The following is a 19,317-nucleotide window of genomic DNA, read 5'->3' as shown; positions in this document are numbered from 1 at the left end:
TTTTATAGGAGTATATGTTTCTTCATCTAAAGCGGGGAGAAATTAAATCTCAAAATCCGGTAAATAGTCTGTCAGGACTTTGTTAACCTGTTTGCCTTTTACCTGATCTGTGACTATCGTTGCACCTTCCTTTTTACCGGCATCATAGTTTAAAGAAACCTTTTCCGTTTTATTGCTTACATAGATGGCAGCTTTCCCTTTTTCTGTCAGGTTACAAGTAATAGTCCAGTCGCCTACCTGAATGGTATTACCTTTGCGAACTACCTGCATATCCGGGCGGTTCTTTCCATGCGTATCCATCACTGTCAGGAAACGGGCGGTTTTACACGGAACTGTTGTAGAAGAGAAATGCCAGTGATTAGGATATTTCAACGCTTTCCCTTGTGCGTTCGTCACATTTTTCCAGTTGGTTGGCGCACAGAAGAAAGTATCTACCATCGCTTGTTCCGTTTTTGCCGAACTGAAAAGATGGGCAACAGAGACACCCCCGGCTTTATTCTTACCAATAACTTTCACTTCATCCGTCAGTTCCTGTATTTCCATAGGCAGTTCTACGGTATGTAAAAGATAACTCCATGTTACGGCTTCTTTTCCTTCCAATTCATCATAAATCACAAAAACTCCGGTAGTTCCCAATTGGATGATATGACGACGGAACATATCCAATTTGTTCTCATCCCATCCTTTTTCGGGCGTATATTGCGTGCCGGATAATTCGCCACGTTTCAACCATAGGGGAGAAGTCACTTTACCATAAGCATTGGAAGCGTCTCCTACCATGTAAGCGATTTTCTCTCCTTCATACCACCGTGGAATCCAGCCATATCCTTCCGTCCCGATCTTCTGCGTCATTCCATTCACCAAAATACTGTTGTGCGCACGAGTATTACGGTAAGAATACATACAATGATCGTCTGTAAAACCAGTGCGATGTCCGCTACTGTAAAAAATGGCTTTACCTCCGTAGAATGTATTGAAAGCATTCTGATTGGCTAGTGCATGGGAAGTGGAACCGTAGGAACTGGAACGGAACGACAGCATTGCATTCTTGTCTGTATCTCCCAAAGAAGTATTCATCGTACCGATTCCCGTTTCATTGAATACTTTTGCCATCGGTAATTCTGCAAGAGTAGGACCTTCTTTGGGGAGCGCTTTCTTTGTTGTACAGCGATACCAGGTCAGGTCTCCGGATTTTCCGAGGAAAGTCTTCTCCATTATATCCGGTTCTTTCTGCAAAATAGTGCGTACATAAGCGGCTGCCCATGGATTGTTACATTCGCGTGCCAAGGCATCTGCATAACCTACTCGTGTACCGTTTGGCTTCATCTTACTTTCATGTGAGTTTCCTTGCCCGGCGGATTTTGAGAATGGAGGTTGTTGATAGATGACGTAGAACGCATTGTTGTTATACCAGGGATCAGCAAAGAAATCGAATCCGCTGATACGGGAATAAAAAGCAGGAACTTCAATCAATGTGCGGAGATTGACCTGAAAATAAGAATCGCCATTGTGCCATCCTCCATCCGTGTTGAGACCCGGCAGACGGGATACCCATTCATTGTAGCAATAATCCACCCAGGTGGAAGCCATCGGCTGTTCGCCATACGTAGCAAATGCAGCCATATTCAAGATACGGAAAGTCATTTGCCAAACATGGTTATCAGCAATACGGTTTTCTAAGTGATTGACATATTCATGATAGAATTTCTTTCCATTTTCACGAATCGTTCTTAAGAGTAGTTTCTTTTCATCCGGAGTCAGCAGGTTATACCATGCGTCATACGCGGAAGTACTCATAGACAGAATGGTGGAACGGTTGAAATCTCCCGCAAAGTACTTACTATTCTTCCATGAAAGAATTTCGGAAAGACGCTTTATACCTTCTTTGTAGTATACTTCGTTTTTCGTTAGCAAGTAAGCACGTACCATGGCTTCGATATTCGCTTCTTCCCGGTCTACAATCTTACGACTTTCCCGAATCAGAGCGGAACGATATTGAACGATGTTTGTCAGCTTGACAACCTGGGTCGTATCAATTTCTTCTTCCAAGTGTTTCAGCGGATGATTTAGACATTTATCAGCTTTCCGGATGTAAGCCTGTGCTTCCGGATTGTTTTTATTCCGTTCGATGATATTGTCCCAATCTTTGGCATCAAGCAAGATACGGGGATGCGTCTTGGGTAATTTGGCTAACACCTCTTGTAGAGAAGGCGGGTTGAATGTACGTATATGCCCGTCTATATAAAAATGAGAAACGGGCGACCATTCTTCTTTTCCATCCTTGTCAACGTAGGCATATTGCCAATACCATTTTCCTTTTTCAAACAGTTTGAATGGGTTGAAAAAGGCCCATTTCCTTTCAGCGGTTATCACTTTCGATTTGAATTCCGGGTCGCGTGCAATCCGGATGCGGTAAGTCACTTCCGGTTTGTAGTCTTCTTCTTCCACTCCGTCCAATACGGCACCCAAGTGAGGAAATTTGTCCGGCCACATGAAACGAGGAGGATTGACAGTGATATGCTGCCCGTCCAGTGGTGAAGGCGTTTCGCGTACCTCGTGCATCAAAGTCTGTTGAGTCAGGCGCATGATTGCTTTTTGCGCATACCCGTTGGCGGATAGCAGAATGGTGAACAAGAGAAAAATAGATATTCGTTGTTTCATCATATAACTTTGCATTTTTTTATTCGTCGTTTGTTGTTCAGCGTTCAACGTTGTTTGAACAAGTCTTTCAGACGAACGGTCTTGTTATTAATCAGTGGGCGTGCCCAAAAACCGATAAAGGTGATGTATCCTACGAAAACAAGGATAAACAGCATACCTGTGCGGAGGGATGTTGCATCTGCCAGCGTACTCACAATCATCGGACCACCGGCACCACCGACGATTGCCGAACATAAAATACCGGCGAATGAACCGTGATGCTGTGAAGCAGAGTTCAAAGCCAATGAGAATACGATGGAATACATCATGGAAATACTAAATCCGACAGCAGGGAAAGTGATCATAGATACTTCCTTGCTTCCGAACAATGCCGATAATAATAGGATGATGGTCAGGATTCCGGAGATTTGCAGCAATCGCTTGCTGTCAATCAACTTGAGTAGAATCATACCTACGAGACAGCCGGCTGTCATCAATCCCCAGAAATAGCTCACGGCTTGCGCACCATCAGTTTGCGGATTGACTCCGTGGTATTGTTCCAGGAAGGTGCTCATAAAGATAGAAGTTCCCTGTTCCGTGCTTACGTAGCAGAAAATCCCCAGGAAAAACAACCATACATATTTCTGTTTGAATAAAGCCAGATATGAATCTTTAGACCCGCTTTTCTCATCTTCTTTCAGTTCAATCTTGGGAAAGCGGGAGACACCGACAGCAATCAGCATTACTAACAACAGGATGGTAAATACCCAGTAAAGAGATACCCATGGCATTTCCCGTGGGGTGATATCGGCCAACAAGTCGATAAAGAAACCTTTACCGGCTGTATAGGTTGCCGGGTCAAGTTCACGAATCAGATAAGTATATACCAGAGGGCTTAGGAAAGAAGCGATGCCAAACATGAATTGTGCCAGTTCGGCTATAAATGCATAGTTTTCTTCTCCTCCTACAGTACGCTGGAGCGGATTCAATACAGTTTGCAACATGGCCATTCCTAATCCGATGATGAAAGAAGAAGCTAATAACATCGGATACGTATGCATACAGGCAAACAGGATGGTGCCGATGAACGGCATCAGGAAGCCACCGAATAATACCGGTTTTTCACCGAAACGGTCAATAAGTAATCCGGCAGGGATAGACATGATGGCGTATGCCAGGAAGAAAGAGGTCGGGATAAATCCCGCCATCGCCAGGTCACTTAGATTGAAGTTGTGGATAATGTCCGGAATGAGTGGTCCCAGAATATTAGTAATAAACGAGATGGTGAACCAGAACGCCATAATCAGCGCCAACATTCCTAAATTCTTTCTCATAATTTAATCAGGTTTGGAGCAGATAATTGAGTAAATACAAGTGACGCAGCTCCAATACTTCCGGCCTTGTTTCCAAGAGCGGCAGCTATGATTTGAGTATTCACAGCACAGTCGGGGATGGCATAACTACGTGCTTTTTCGCTTACTTTCTGAATGTAAAAGTCTCCTGCTTCGGAGAGTCCTCCACCAATCACAATCTTTTGCGGACTGAAGATATTGATAAAGCCTGCAATTCCGTGTCCCAAAAAGTCACAGTGTTCTTCCAATGATATTTTTGCAATCGGATCTCCTTGTTTATAAAGGCGGACAATCAATTCTCCGTTAATCTCTTCATCTGGGTAGGAGATGCCTGCGTCTATTATTCGTTGACTGAAGCGGCGTACCAAAGCAGAAGTGGAAGCATAGTGTTCCAGACAGCCGACGGAACCGCAAGCACACGGTTTGCCATTGGCAATGAGAGGCACGTGTCCCAGCTCCGTTCCCCGGTTGGCATAACCGTTGAACAATTTGCCGTCGATGACTACTGCACCGCCAATACCCGTTCCTACCGTCAAGAAAACAACATGAGTGGCTCCCTGACCGGCTCCGTACATTGTTTCTCCCAGTCCCATCAGATTGGCATCATTTCCCAATAAAGCAGGAAGTCCGGTTTCCGTTTCAATACGGTCTGCCAAGTGAATGTTTTCCCAGCCGTTGATATTTTCCGCACCTCCTAAAACAATACGGTTCGTACAATCCACAATGCCTGGTGTTCCGATTCCTATACCATCAATTTTGTAGTCTTTTTCTTGTGCAAAGGCTTTCACTTCATTGATAGCAGTAACCAACTGTCCGATGACAGCTTCTGCTGATACATCGGCTTTCGACGGTAACTTCCCTTGAAAGTAAAATACGCCTTCATTATCAATAAGGGCGTATTTTACTGAAGTTCCGCCAAGGTCAATTCCTATAGCGTATTCTTTCTCCATACCACGTTAATACTTAATACTTGATACTTAATACTTAAAAACTACACTCTTTCCGCCCAAATCGGTGAACTCCAAGCCCATTGTCCGTCACGTTGGCGAACGCGTACATAGTAGTAATCCGTATCTCGCTGTGGCTCTTTATCTTCCATGTAATGTTCCAGAGTGAAACAGCTTTCCGGCATGGCACGATTGAAGAGAATAGCCTCGCTCAACCAACCGATCATGAAGTGTGAACGTGAACCTTCAAGCAACTCGCCCAACGTATGTTCAAACTTCTTGCCATTGAATTCGGCAATGACCTTACCGTCTTTTGGCATTTCCACATCAAGGATTACAGCTTGCATGGCTGCTGTAGTCGTATTCGGATTCTTGCTGCTGTACATATCCAGTTCGGTTTCCTTGTCGCCAACGGATACAATACGGTTGACATGTGTGTGGAATTCAGTTTCACCTTCTTGCGGAGAAGTGAATGCTGCGCCACGGAAACAAGGAGTTACACTATGAATCTGTCCTTTGTCTACCGACAGTTTGCCCTGCCAATGTACGTATTTCTCTTCACGATTCCAACCAAAATCAACTTTAACTTTGCAACGTACCGTATCACCTTCCGGAGCAACGGGAGTCAACGGACCGTTCATACGAGCTAAAATCTGCCCGTTCTTTACAATATCTACGTAGTCGATACAGCTTTCACCTGTGACATTCAGATAGATACGACGGCTGTTACCGCGAACTACATCACCCATGAAAGCATCGTTGAGGCGGAAGTCGATAATAATCTTATCACCGGTTGCGGCACATACATGACGGGTACGTAGAGCTTCCCAAATGGCATCGCGAGTCAGTGACGGAGCCAAAACACCGATGCGTCCGTCACCATAGCTTCCCGGATAACCGGAATGCTGGTCGGTGGAAGCCATGATACCAAACTTATTGCCCAATTCAAGACCATATTGAATGGTTCCTTCCCATTGGCGTGGTCCCATATCATGCAAATAGGGGTAGTCTCCCTGATCGCTTTCTGCCAGACCGTGACGGGAATACATTTCTACGAATGGAGTAATATCTCCTTCGGTAAAGCATTTCCAGTTGTAACCGCGATAACCACCCTGATAACCCATGTGGTGCGGGGTAACGAATACTTTATGTCCTTTTGCTTTTTCTTTCCAGTCCTCGATTGAAGTACATTCTACAAGTGGTGCGTCCAAATCATAGTTCAACGCAACATGGTCTCCATGTTCCATGCTATGAGCTTCGTATCCTACAAAAGTCAGGAATTCACCTTCCTTATTATACTCATTTGTCATTTTTACATACTTCTCATAACCGCCTTCACGCAAACGCTTGAAAGCTCCCGTGTGGTAATCGATTACCCATTTCAGGCGGGGATCATCTGCTCCGGGAATATCCGGCCACATAGCATGAGGAGTAACACTAACAAAATCCAATTGTCCTTTCGCTGCTTCAAAAGCATCGCGCATGTCGCCGTGTCCGTATGTGATGTTACAGTGGTTGTGTAAGTCGCCCCAATACATTTTGAGGTTGCTGGCTGATGGCATAATTTTCTTAGCCTCTTTGCTTCCTGCTGCGCAAGAACCGAGCAAGCTGCCCGAAGCTGCCAGTCCGAGGAAAGACCAGCCTGTGTTTTTTAAAAACTTTCTTCTATCCATGATATAATTGTTTTTGGTTAATCTTTATTTATATAAATGGGAATTTATCGGTTAAATGAGAATTTATCGGTTAAATAAGAATTTATCGGTTCTTACAATTATATATTTATTGGGGGTGCCCTGAAAGGGCTTAATTATATAGCGTAGGGCAACGCCCTACGAAAAAAGCACACCAGCCACAAGCCCTGAAAGGGCGGAACTGTATACAATTATGCCCTTTCAGGGCGCAAATTCAGATTGTCGTTTTTACGTAGGGCGTTGCCCTACGCTATATAATTAAGCCCTTTCAGGGCACTCCGCAAAATAATCATTTAGCGATTTTTCATCAATCTTCTGTCACCTTTGAAAAGAACCTTTTCCTTTTCATCCGGGTCTGTATCTTTATACTGTTTTTGAGTTTCCTGAAGCAGTTGCATCAGCTCTTTTTGCTTTTCAGCATATTCCGGTTTGCCGAAGACATTGTTCATTTCTCTTGGGTCAGCTTTTATGTCATACATTTCCCATTCATCGATGTCGTTGTAGAAATGAATCAATTTGAAGTCTTGCGTGCGTATACCATAATGACGCTTCACAGAATGTTCAGCAGGGTATTCGTAGTAATGATAATAAGCAGCTTTGCGCCAATCGGCAGGAGTTTTGCCTTCATTCACCAATACGGGTTTCAGGGAGGCCCCTTGAATATCTGATGGAATCTCTATTCCGGCAAAGTCGAGGAAAGTAGGAGCAAAGTCCACATTCATGCTGATGGCATTACTGGTACTTCCTGCTTTAATTGCTTTCGGATAACGGATAATAAGCGGCATGCGTTGACATTCTTCATACATGAAGCGTTTGTCAAACCAGCCATGTTCGCCAAGGAAGAAACCTTGGTCGGAGGTGTAGACAATGATTGTGTTGTCCAGCTCACCAATTTTTTCGAGGTAATTCAGCAGGCGGCCGATATTTTCGTCTACTGCCAGAACTGTTGCCAGATAATCACGCATATATTGCTGATATTTCCAGCTGATTAATGATTTGCCTTTCAGATCACCTTTGCGGTATTCGGCAATGCGCCCGGCATATACAGAGTCCCATTTATCCTGAACTTCAACAGGCATACGTTTGTATACACTGTAAAGACGGTTGGTGGTATCTTTCAGCATTTCTTCACGAGTCAGCAATTTGAGGTCCCAGTCGTTTGTCAGTGTATGTTCGATAGACATGTCCTGTTCACGGGCTGCTCTTCCGCGGCCTTCATAGTCGTCGAACAGATTAGCCGGTTCCGGGAAAGTAGTATTGTTGAATATACCCAGATGACGGGGAGCAGGCATCCAGTTGCGGTGCGGAGCTTTCTGATGATACATCATGCAGAAAGGTTTGTTCTTGTCGCGACCTTCGAGGAATTCAATGGCTTTATCAGTAATAATATCCGTGGCGTATCCTTTTTCTACAATATGCTTCCCGTTTTCCCAAAAATCAGGATCGTAATAGTCACCTTGTTCGTGTTGGCCGCTAAGGATGCTCCAATGATCGAATCCTTGCGGTTCACTGATAAGATGCCATTTACCAATTATTGCAGTCTGATATCCGGCTTGTTGAAGCAGTTTGGGGAATGTCTGCTGGTCTCCGTTGAACGTACTGGCGTTATCGGTAAAACCATTCTCGTGGCTGAACTTACCGGTGAGGATGCACGCACGTGAAGGTCCTGAAAGAGCGTTGACAGCATAACAGTTGTCAAAACGGATACCTTCGTTGGCAATCCGATCCATGTTAGGAGTCTGAATCAAATTTCCTCCGTAGCAGGACATTGCTTGGGTGGTATGGTCATCCGTCATCATGAAGATGATGTTCGGTTGTCTGGTCTCTTCTTTCTTTTGATTGCCGCAGGAAGCGAGACTTAGTGCAGCTAGTGGGAGGAGTAGGGCAGAGGGGGTGTAATAGTTTTCCATAATGATGAAGGAGAGTGACTAAAAAGTCGGTTGCATCTCCAATTCCCTTCACTTCCGGAAGGAGGAGAAATTGAGATGCGACCGACTTTTTAGTCAGCTTTATTATAGTTTGTATTTTAATGACTGTTTCTTTCCGTTTACTTTCACTTCTACTTCCAGTCCGTTTTCATCGAACGCTTTGTTCTTGAACTTAGCTGCAAATTTAGGGGCATCTGCGCTTTTCTTAACTGGATAGATAACTGTGATGTAACGAACAGCTTCTTCGCCGTCTTTCTTCACGTTGAAAGATACATTCATACGTTTGTAACGTTTGCGATAAGCAGTTGAGCACCAACCCGGTTCTTTCTTCATCGTCATACCGTCGGGACCGAAACATTGCAGTTTCATGTTGCTTCCGTCTTCAAATTGTGTCAGGAATGTCATGTCTTCGCGGCTGTTGGCTATTTCTCCTTTTGGCATTTGATAATGAAGATTGATGGAACCTTTGGCGCTACCGATCATTTCGTCTACAATGACAAAGTAAGTGTTGTCAACGAAGAAAACGGAACGACGGTGTTTCAAGTTTTTGTAACTAGGATTTTCGGTCACTAAAGTTTGGATAGTACCTTCCGGTTGCCACAATCTAGTAACGGATTCTGTAGTTTCCAAGTTTTTGTTGTTCAGCGTTACCGTGTTGTGAACACAAGTCTGACGGTGCCAGTTGCGTTGTTCCATCACTTCGCCTTCACCTGCATATACATACGAACCTGAATCCGGGAACAAATTCTTGCCGTTGAACCAAAGTTCGAATGTACCATTATCCGGCTGACAGTGCCATTCTCCTTTCGGGCCGGCTTTTACTACCATTTGAGTGGCATCCATTCCCCATGAATTGCGGAATACAAAGAAACCAGTTTTCTGAAAACCTTTAGACATATAATCCGGCAATGCGCCTTCTTTACCTTCGGTTGCGAAGTATTTGATAGCTTGGTTTTTCGGGAATAGTTTACCCCATGCTTTGTAGTTTTTCACCATTTCTTTCTTTGTTGTCAACTTAGCATCGCTGAAACATGGATTGGTATAATCAGGGAAAGAAATGTTTGCATAGAACATAATCATGCTTTCAATGGTATCCAAATAATCTTGAGGGAATTCCTTACGGAATCCGTTGGCATCTGCGATACCTAAAGCTTTACAGAAAATGTTAATAGCTGCCAGATGATAATGTGGGTCGAGTTCGAACTGTCCGCCGTCTTCGTATACCTGTACATGAATTTCACGGTTCAGAATATCGATACCGCTTTTTCTCCATGCCGGAGCATCTTTGAATTCAGGGAAGAAAGCACCGGCGTAGATCATACGTTGAGCTTCAAACAGCAAGTGGTTACCTTGATCGGAATAATTAGCAAGGATATGTATAGCATGTTTGTGATAGTTTACCAGGAATTCTGTCAGGAAGTCCGGAGTGAAAGAAGGAGAAGGGAGGAATAACTGGAACTGTGAAGTCTGGTCTTGCAGACGATTACTAACTTCCAGCGGGCGCCATGCGAAACGTACGTTTTCTATTTCACCTTTGATTTTTCCATCACTTAACAGCTCATATTCTTTTTTGTCCATCTTTACCAACGGATTCTTTTTAATCCAGTCGATATACTGATGTGCCCATTCTTTAGCATATTTCTCGTCACCGGATATGCGATAAGCCTTTCCCATCGGAGTGAACCATTTGTGGCGGTGCAATTGCCAACGGAGTTCATTGTCTTTCACCGGCCAGTATTGCCAGTTGATGTCTTCTCCGTAGTTGTAAGAAGGCTGATAACCTTTATGTACGAAGAATGTATGTTTCAATCCGTCATCTGCCCACTGCTGTTCTTCTTTGCTGATAGTCACTTTGTTCAGATTGATATCCGGAGTTTTTACATTGGTACGTGCACGGTAATAGTCTAATAATGCTTTGGCAGCATCCTCATCTTTACCTTCCTGATGCAAAGCTTTCACTTTTTCCAATCCCGGATAGTCCAGGTTAAGAATTGAAAAGACTTCGCTTTTCAGTTCTTGGGCACTAGCTTTGCCTACAAAACAAGCGATTGCCAGCAGAACGATATACTTTAAAGTTTTATTCATGATATAATTTACGATTTTACGATTTACTATTTACGATTGAGAACACTCTTGCTTTTGTATTATTGGATCATTCTCAACTCTCCATGCTCAACCCTCAACTTCTTCAATTCCATGAATCTCTTCAATGCTTCCAGATAGTAATAGTCAGCATAGTTCAGTGGAGTGTCGATTTCAGAACCGTTGGGCAGTGAGCCGACAGAGTGCATCAGAATGAATCCTTGGTTGTCACCCACTTTTGCAAGATATGCGTCGCTTGACAAACTCTTCAGAATCTTTTCCGCATAATCCAGATATTTTTGTCCGTCGGGAACCATTGTGCTTAGTTCGATCAATGCTGAAGCGGTAACAGAAGCGGCAGAAGCGTCACGTGGAGTTTCTTTAGTTACAGGAGCATCATAATCCCAGTAGGGAATGGCATCCTCCGTTTTTACGCGGTCCATAATCATATCGGCTATATCCTTTGCAAAGTTCAGGAAAATGCTGTCATTGGTTTCACGGAAGCAAGCGGTATATCCATATATAGCCCACGCTTGTCCGCGTGCCCATGAAGAATCATCGTTCTTTCCTTGGAAAGTTTGTTTGCTTTCCACTGTGCCGTCGTTGTTATAGCTTATTACATGCCAGCAGGTATAATCCGGACGGAAGTGATTATGCATGGTAGTCATAGCATGCTTGATAGCAATGTCTTTGTATTTATTGTCACCTGTCGCTTTTGCTACATTAAACAGAAGATCAAGGTTCATCATATTGTCGATAATAACCGGGAAATTCCATGTTCCGAAATCCCATGAACGTATAGCGCCGATAGAGTCGTTGAAACGACCGCAGAGGTTATCGGCAGTTTCTCTCATTACAGCGGCAATAGTGTCGTTGGGTGAAAGACGTTCTGCATTGCCATAGCTGCAGTTGACCATGAATCCCAAATCATGTGTACCTTTATAATAGCGTACCGGATTCAGCAGATTTGTATATTGGATGGCTTGAGTTTTCAGTGTATCGTTTCCTGTCAGTTCGTATGCATACCACAATGAACCGGGGAAGAAACCACTCGTCCAGTCATAAACGTTGCAGAGGCGGCGTTTGCCTAGTTGGTCAGCAGCGGGTTGTGCGCGTAGTGAATCTTTGAATGTTAATGAATCTCTTTCCAACTGACGGCAAAGGAAATCCATGTCATAGCCGGTACGGATGGAGCGTGGCAACATTCCCGTACCACTAACCTCTTCAGCAGAAAGTTGTAATTGGGCAGAAGCTACATCCAGTCCTTTTTTTATCCAACTGTAGTCTTCCTTTGAGGTTGTCTGGCACGACGCGAGTGCAATACTAACCGAAGCAAAGAGAACAAGTTTCATTTTCATGTTATTCATTTTAAGTGATTGTTTTTAGAAGTTTTGTAACTGATGCAAAAGTAACCGAAAGGCAAAACTTTCCGTTGCAGGATTGTCCAAAAGGTGTTTGAACTCTGCTTTTTAAGTTTTGATTTTGTTGAAAAAGGTTTTAATTTTCTCCAATATGCCTTTAATTGGGCATATTGGAGAGAAATTATAGAATTTTTTATCAGAAAAAGATTAGTCGCCCCATCCTTGGTTCTGCTTGAAGTTTTCCATCAAACTCATGTCACGAGCTGGGATAGGGAGTAGTTCGTGTTTATTCTTTTGGGTATATTGGTAAGCTACATAGTTTGCTTCCGGATACCAACCAATTAATTTTATATAAGTATTTACTATTGTTTCATAATACATCCCCCAACGTATTAAATCTTGGCGGCGATTTCCTTCGAAAGCAAGTTCGTAGGCACGTTCATTACGGATATATTCCTGGAATCCTTCGTATGATGTTGATTTTAAATCAACAGTTGCATTAGCTTCATTATAGGGAAGTCCATATCCGCGGCGGCGAACCATATTAAGAGCTGCTAATGCTGCATTGTTGGGACCATGATGCCATTCGTTAAGTGCTTCTGCATACATGAGTAATACGTCTGCATAGCGTAATATATACCAATTGACATTTGATTTATCGTTATTCAGTAAGAAGTTGTATTCTTTTACATACTTTTCAGTGTCCCATTTTGCCGGAGTATAATTTTGCTTATTTTTTTGGCCGGCTGTAGGTTTGTCTACTTCCTCCGGTTTTGCCCAGAAAGATTTATCTGGATCATATTTGTAATTGGCTATGGAAAGATCACGGCGTTTATCTCCTTTTTCTTTGTTTAACCAATCTAGGAAGAATGTATGTACTACTTTAACGTTGGCAGCATTACGTCCTCGTGTTCCTGGAATTTCGGTAACTCTGACTCCATTCCATTTACCAATACGCCCTACCGGGTCTTCGCTGGCTGTACCAGTAACAGAATTTGCATAGAAACTTACCTCAATTAAACTTTCCGCCGGATCCCATGTGCCATTACATGTATTTTCCCAAAGTTGTTCATAATTATCCAACATACGATGTTTACCGGAGTTGATAAGCTTCTCTGCCGTCAATGCAGCTTGTTTCCATTTCTCGGTATCTTTAATGGGTTCGCCTGCCCAGGTGACATATACACGAGTCAGCAATCCCAATGCACCGCCTTTAGAAAAACGGAATCGAGTGTTAGCACGCAGGGTGTCATCCGATTCAAACGGTAAATTTTCGATAGCAAATTTAAGATCTTCTTCAATGAACTTGTATACGTCGCGAGGATCTGCTTGAACGAACTCTGACGGATTTTTAGATGATTCGGATGTGTTAGTAATTAATGCAATGTTACCATACCAACGTACCAACTCAAAATAATATAATGCTCTCAATGCTCTTGCTTCCGCTAAATACATAGTGGCGAGTGCTTGATCGTTTAGATTGTATGTAACCATTTTAACTTCCAGACGCTCTATAAAGTCGTTGGCGCTATAAATAGCACTATATAAGGATGCCCATGTATTTTGTACATACGAATTGTTGGGATTGAATGCATTAGCCGGATATTCACGGAAACTACTGGTACTGTTTCCTTCACATTGTGCCAGGTCATTAGTTAAATCAAATATGCATGATAGGTTCATACCATAAAGGTTATCTGCCACCATGTTGCGGTAAACTCCTAACAATACATTGTTGGCTTCAGATGCATTGTTCATATATTGGTTCTTTCTAATATCTGATTTCGGATCTTCATCCAATAAATCGGAACATGAAGTGAAAGACAATGTGCATAAAGCCAATGCTGATATATAATATATTAGTTTTTTCATTGTTATACTCGTTTAAAATTGAACATCAAGTCCGAATGTAAATACTCTGCTCTTTGGATATGCACCCCAATCCAGACCGGGAGTCATAGGATTGCTGGCTGCTGTGCTGACTTCCGGATCATATCCGCTATATCCGCTGATGCAGAACAAGTTCTGTGCAGTACCATATATACGTAGTTTGGATATGTGGATTTTGTTAATCCATTTTTTCGGCAGGCTGTATCCTAATGTCATGTTCTTCAGTCGTAGGAACGAACCGTCTTCTACGAAGCGTGAGTACACGTCTCCCTTTACATACCCTTTCGTTGAGGGTACTTTGTTAGATGCATTGGTAGGACTCCAACGATCGGCAACTTCTGCCAGCATATTGTAGCGCTGGTCTTGTGAACCGGTTGCAAACTGACGGGTTGCGTTGAACACATCATTGCCATAGCTGTATTGTAACATGAAACTAAAATCTATTCCTTTGAAACTAAAAGAGTTGGTGATACCTCCAAACCATTTCGGCATGGCATTACCGATGACTGTGCGGTCGGCGGTAGTGATCTTTCCGTCACCGTTTTGGTCTTTGTATTTTACTACGCCCGGAGCAGCCCCACCATCATAACGTGTGTTGTTTGTAATACCCGGCTTCAAGATGAGTTTTCCTGTAGCGGCTGAAGTGTAGAAATCGTCTACTTGATAAATACCATCGAATTCATAACCGTAAATCAATCCTAATGATTCGCCTACTATGGCACGATAGTCTGATTGAGTATAATTGGTTCTATCGAAGTTAGAATATGCTTCTGCATAATTGGCACCGGAAGATAAAGCTTTCAGTTCATTGCGAATGAATGAAATATTGAAGTCTGTACTCCAGGTGAAATTACGATTTTGGATATTAGTGCTATTAATAGCCAATTCGATACCGCGATTCTGGATTTTACCAATATTCTGCATTTGTGATGAGAATCCGGTAACATACGCTAGGTTTTGTGCAAGTAGCAAGTCTTTGGTATTCTTGATAAAGAAATCAGCTGTAACATTCAGGCGATTATCAAAGAACCCAAGGTCAACACCTAGATTGGTAGTACTTGAACCTTCCCATTTCAAATTTTTATTCTTTAGGTGAGATTGAGTCAGTACAGTGGAAGTTGTGTTACCAATACCATATTTACTTTGTGTATAGAGGTCTAATGACAGGAAATTAGCAATACGGTCGTTACCTACAATACCCCATCCTAAACGAAGTTTCATGTTAGATACAAAAGGAAGATTCTGTTTCATGAATTTTTCTTCCGAGATACGCCATGCAGCGGAGAAAGCCGGGAAAAATCCCCATTTATTTTTGTATGAGAAAACAGTAGAACCATCCGCACGTACAGTAGCTGTCAGCATATATTTGTCGTTGAATGAATAATTTCCTCGCGCAAAAAATGATAACATGGTTTTATCTCCAAACGAGGTGTTTACTTTACTGGGAACTGCACCTAGACCTAGATTGTCATTACCGATATTATCTGAAGGGAAATTTTTTGCTTGTCCCAATAAGAATTCGGAACTTCTGTATGCGAGTTCCTCACCTAACATTATTTCATAACGATGTTGCTTTATTTTTTCTACCCATGTTAACTGGTTGTAATTGGTCCAACGTTTTTCGCGTCCCATCTGAGTTTCTCCATAAGGCATTTGACCATTAGTGTAGGCCTGTCTTGTCTGAGTTTTGTAGAATACATCTCTACGGGTGTTGGTCGTATTGTATGTACCAGCTGTCTTAAATGTTAATTTCTTAGTGATTTTTGCAGTAAGAGACAAATTGGCACTCCACATTTCAGAGCGCTTGTTGTCTGTCGTATTTTCAGCTTGTAGGATGGGGTTCACCTGTGCCAGACTTTCGCCTGTTTCCAACATAGCCGGGTCGATGGCACTGGCTAGTAATTCTTCATTGGTTTTAGCCAGACCTCCTGTAGGACGTGATCTTAATATCTGTCCTAACATATTGAAACGTCCTCCATCACCGGAAGTTCCGGCACCTTCTTTCAATGTATTGGAATAATTGATAGTAGCATCGGCTGTAATATACTTATTAATCTTCTGATTGATACGAACTTTACCGGTTGTTTTAGTAAAACCGCTATTTCTGAAAATACCGTTTTCTTTGTAATGAGAGAAAGAAGCAGAGTATTTGGTACCGTCATTACCTCCTGTTACGGAAATGTTATGATCTTGCGACCAAGTAGGACTGAAAGTTTCTCCTTGCCAATCTACAGATTCTACTCCAATATAGTCGTCCAAAGTACGATATTTGTAATACTCCCCTGTTTCGGGATTGATTTCGTTGCGGTAATAACCGGGGATAAACTTGGTATCTAGTTCTCCCTGTAGTTTTACAAATTCATAGGCGTTGAGCAAGTCTAATTGTTTGGTGATTTTACGATAAGTAGCAGAACCATTGTAGCTGACTACTGGTCTACCTACCTTACCTGATTTAGTGGTTACCATCACTACACCATTAGCTGCGCGCGCACCGTAAATAGCTGATGAAGAAGCATCTTTTAGAATTTGAATAGATTCAATATCAGAGTTTGCCAAGTAGTCAATGTTGTCAACTTGGAAACCGTCAACAATGTAAAGGGGAGTAGCGTCACCGTTTAATGTTCCTACACCACGAATCTTAATATCAAATCCTGCGCCTGGAGTTCCGTCAGTTTGGGTAATTTGTACACCGGCCACTTGACCTCCTAAAGCTGCCATAACAGAACTACTTTTAAATTCTTCTATATCCTTGGCGGCAACAGAAGCTACAGAACCAGTCAAGTCACTTTTTTTCATAGAACCATAACCCACTACAATAACTTCATCAAGCACTGCATTGTCCGGTTCCATTTTAATGTTTAACTTTTTGTCTGTTTGCGCAATTTTCACTTCTTGATTTTTATAACCAATATAGCTGAATACCAGTGTTGAACCTTTTTGGGCTTGGATAGTGAAGTTACCATCAAAATCAGTTGTCGTTCCGGTTTGACTTCCTTTTACCATGACGGTAGCACCAATCATAGGCATGTCTGTTTCGTCTACTACCACACCTTTGACGTTTTGTGCCGAAACACAGATTGTAGCTATGAGAGCTAAGAGGGTGAACCACCCTCTTTTGCTTATTGCTTTTGTAGATATATTGTACATAATTGTAATGTCTTTTAATTTAGAAATTTTCATCAAACCATATCAATAATGGGAATGCTTTGGGACAATTCTTATCAGAGCTTAATTTGCCTGAATCTCCATCTGTTCTATAGGTCATTTGACCAGTCATAATACCATTGGCAAATTGTCCGTTTTCTTCTCCATACGTAGGATCACCAAACCATTTGTTGGGATTAATGGTAACAGCCCATCCTTTGGTCGGGTCGACATAACCTAATGCATCTGATAACTTCTTATTAATTTTGTTAGAAATTCCATCATAATAGGACATAGGTGCTCTTGCCCCATAATTGGGTGCTGTTGATCCGTAATAATTACGCCATACTTGGTTCATAAAATAGGTTGGATCAGCTGGAGTTGGAGGATTTGTATTGTTATTGTTGGTGCTGATTGCCCCCGATTTATGTGTTTTAGGTCCTTCCAGATTTTGATAACGGAATGAACGACGATAATCCATTACAAATTGTGAAACATCTGTTACTCCGACTAACGTAGGTTCTACAGAAATTCCTCCCTTTCTTGGATTTACTTTGAATACAAATGGAGTATATTCTATTCTAATAGAATTTGTACTAGGATTAAAGTCAAATGCAATGAAAGTTTTAAAAGTTCTTGCAAGATCACCTTCTCCGGCTGTGGCTTCTACTATTAGATAAGCCATAGGAGCATCAGCTTCTTTGAAATTATCCGGGGAGAATCGGATTACACCTGTTGCTTCATCAATCATAGGATATCCTGTTTGATTAGGATCGTCTAAATTGAATTTAGTGGCTATCTTCCATTTGAAAACAATACCTTTATCATCTAAATTCGTTTCTGGAGTTAAAACCAAACTACCCAATTCTGCTGCACTTCTAATACGATATTGTGAAGCTTCTGTTGCCTTATCCAATCCGAGGTTATTACCGTAATATACATACACTATATTATTAGGATTTGGAGTAACTGTTAATAAGAAAGTTGTGATAGTCGGATTTCCCTTACTGTTATCAGCTTGTACCTTAACTTCATATCTGCCTTCTGGTATACTATTTCCTTTTTTTGCAGTGATCTTACCATTACTCGGATTGATAGTCAATTGTCCTTCAAGCTTTTGGTCAAGGTCTACGAATGAATAGGTGACATAGTTTCCTTGCATTCCTTCTTTGGGTTGAGCTGATATAGGCGCGTATTGTGCTATCTCTAAAGCTGCGTATTCAAATCCTGATATAGGAGTGATTTCATCAACTACTTGAATTGTGAATTTAGTTGGCATTTCTACACCTTCAGGAGCGAATTTGTTGGAAACTTTTATAGTGATTTCATAGTTTCCGGCTTCTGTGATACCATGTCCTTTAGCGATTGATATAGCTCCGGTTGTTTCATTGATAGTCACTTTTCCTTCTGCTATTTCCGGAATAATGTTAGCTATACTGAACTTAGCTTCCTCTGTTGAACCTTCAATGACAGGTATAGGACTGATATATTCAGTTTGTCCGTTCGTTTCAGACTCTTTCTCCATGATACCTTTATTGGTAGCGTTATATGTTACATCTATTGGTTTGGAAGTCAGATTGAATGTGATAGCATCAGCAAATATACCTTCTCCTGCTAAAGTAGTCAGTTTTAATGATACTTTGTGCAAACCCGGTTTCATCTTCTTTATAGCCTCTTCATCTGGATTAATAGAAATAACTCCACTTTGAGAAATCTTGAAGAATTCTTTCTCCGGACCATCTGCTATTGCATAACCGCCGCTGGGGATTGTGACGTGTTCACCTTCTGTTATTACTTTTGCAGTAGCTTTCGATTCTCCAATTTCTTCAAAGTCGATTTCAATATAATCAGGTTCTACTTTAATTCCATCGGGAACGCTGGGCAACATTTTTACTTGTATGGCATCTTTGAATTCATGGTAGTTGCCATTGCTATTACATCCTACAGAGATGGAATATAATCCCACCGGTAGATTATCAGAGTTAACAATTCGAACACTACCATCCTTGCTGTCAATGATAAATGATTCGGATGTGTATGGTTCACCATTAAAAGTGATTCCGGTGATAACGAAATCTGTCGGTTCACCTCCTGTATATGTAGGCTTTTCAATCACTGCATTCATTGATGGACCTATATCAGTGAGGCTGTAATAATAGATGGCAAAGCCAGTTGTGTTGGTAGTCTCTGTATCCGTGCATGAGAAGCCTGTAAGAGTCAGGACTACTATAGATAAGATTGCCAGGAATCTAGAGGTTAGTTTTTTTAAATTCATAGTGTTA

10 protein-coding genes are annotated in these 19,317 nt (G+C 42.0%); all 10 read right to left on the bottom strand.

What is annotated here, in order from left to right:
* Positions 1–42: 42 nt before the first annotated feature.
* Complete coding sequence (locus HMPREF9009_RS20870) at positions 43–2,664, bottom strand: DUF4962 domain-containing protein (protein WP_083444238.1); 2,622 nt, start codon at positions 2,662–2,664, stop codon at positions 43–45.
* 41 nt (positions 2,665–2,705) lie between these two features.
* On the bottom strand, positions 2,706–3,974 hold the full coding sequence (locus tag HMPREF9009_RS20865; RefSeq protein WP_049703155.1) for a sugar MFS transporter: 1,269 nt from the start codon (positions 3,972–3,974) through the stop codon (positions 2,706–2,708).
* Positions 3,971–4,942 carry an ROK family protein gene (locus tag HMPREF9009_RS20860; RefSeq protein ID WP_049703154.1) on the bottom strand — a complete coding sequence of 324 codons (972 nt, stop codon included), beginning with the start codon at positions 4,940–4,942 and terminating at the stop codon, positions 3,971–3,973. Before HMPREF9009_RS20860 ends, HMPREF9009_RS20865 begins: the two co-directional genes overlap by 4 nt.
* Before the next feature lie 41 nt (positions 4,943–4,983).
* Complete coding sequence (locus HMPREF9009_RS20855; RefSeq protein ID WP_004312967.1) at positions 4,984–6,612, bottom strand: PHP domain-containing protein; 1,629 nt, start codon at positions 6,610–6,612, stop codon at positions 4,984–4,986.
* Positions 6,613–6,923: 311 nt separating this feature from the next.
* A complete protein-coding gene (locus tag HMPREF9009_RS20850) occupies positions 6,924–8,540 on the bottom strand; it encodes a sulfatase family protein (RefSeq protein ID WP_049703153.1) in 1,617 nt (538 codons plus the stop codon).
* A gap of 102 nt (positions 8,541–8,642) precedes the next feature.
* A complete protein-coding gene (gene hepC, locus HMPREF9009_RS20845; RefSeq protein WP_049703152.1) occupies positions 8,643–10,643 on the bottom strand; it encodes a heparin-sulfate lyase HepC in 2,001 nt (666 codons plus the stop codon).
* 59 nt (positions 10,644–10,702) lie between these two features.
* Positions 10,703–12,007: a DUF4995 domain-containing protein gene (locus tag HMPREF9009_RS20840; protein WP_049703151.1), complete on the bottom strand. Its 1,305-nt coding sequence runs from the start codon at positions 12,005–12,007 to the stop codon at positions 10,703–10,705.
* Positions 12,008–12,208: 201 nt separating this feature from the next.
* The gene (locus HMPREF9009_RS20835; protein WP_049703150.1) at positions 12,209–13,873 is read right to left on the bottom strand and encodes a RagB/SusD family nutrient uptake outer membrane protein; all 1,665 of its coding nucleotides are present in this window, start codon (positions 13,871–13,873) and stop codon (positions 12,209–12,211) included.
* A gap of 12 nt (positions 13,874–13,885) precedes the next feature.
* On the bottom strand, positions 13,886–17,038 hold the full coding sequence (locus HMPREF9009_RS20830) for a SusC/RagA family TonB-linked outer membrane protein (protein ID WP_049703412.1): 3,153 nt from the start codon (positions 17,036–17,038) through the stop codon (positions 13,886–13,888).
* Positions 17,039–17,057: 19 nt separating this feature from the next.
* Positions 17,058–19,310 (bottom strand): surface glycan-binding family protein, encoded by a 2,253-nt coding sequence (locus HMPREF9009_RS20825; RefSeq protein WP_049703149.1) that lies wholly within the window; start codon positions 19,308–19,310, stop codon positions 17,058–17,060.
* Positions 19,311–19,317 lie beyond the last annotated feature (7 nt).

The organism is Bacteroides sp. 3_1_13 (assembly GCF_001185845.1).
Taxonomy (GTDB): domain Bacteria; phylum Bacteroidota; class Bacteroidia; order Bacteroidales; family Bacteroidaceae; genus Bacteroides; species Bacteroides xylanisolvens.
The sequence above is the reverse complement of the archived record's forward strand: the minus strand, read 5'-3'. Positions and strand labels throughout refer to the sequence as shown.

Coding starts and splice junctions, on each gene's coding strand:
- HMPREF9009_RS20870 (WP_083444238.1), bottom strand. CDS start 2,664: ATGATGAAACAACGAATATCTATTTTTCTCTTGTTCACCATTCTGCTA.
- HMPREF9009_RS20865 (WP_049703155.1), bottom strand. CDS start 3,974: ATGAGAAAGAATTTAGGAATGTTGGCGCTGATTATGGCGTTCTGGTTC.
- HMPREF9009_RS20860 (WP_049703154.1), bottom strand. CDS start 4,942: ATGGAGAAAGAATACGCTATAGGAATTGACCTTGGCGGAACTTCAGTA.
- HMPREF9009_RS20855 (WP_004312967.1), bottom strand. CDS start 6,612: ATGGATAGAAGAAAGTTTTTAAAAAACACAGGCTGGTCTTTCCTCGGA.
- HMPREF9009_RS20850 (WP_049703153.1), bottom strand. CDS start 8,540: ATGGAAAACTATTACACCCCCTCTGCCCTACTCCTCCCACTAGCTGCA.
- hepC (WP_049703152.1), bottom strand. CDS start 10,643: ATGAATAAAACTTTAAAGTATATCGTTCTGCTGGCAATCGCTTGTTTT.
- HMPREF9009_RS20840 (WP_049703151.1), bottom strand. CDS start 12,007: ATGAATAACATGAAAATGAAACTTGTTCTCTTTGCTTCGGTTAGTATT.
- HMPREF9009_RS20835 (WP_049703150.1), bottom strand. CDS start 13,873: ATGAAAAAACTAATATATTATATATCAGCATTGGCTTTATGCACATTG.
- HMPREF9009_RS20830 (WP_049703412.1), bottom strand. CDS start 17,038: ATGTACAATATATCTACAAAAGCAATAAGCAAAAGAGGGTGGTTCACC.
- HMPREF9009_RS20825 (WP_049703149.1), bottom strand. CDS start 19,310: ATGAATTTAAAAAAACTAACCTCTAGATTCCTGGCAATCTTATCTATA.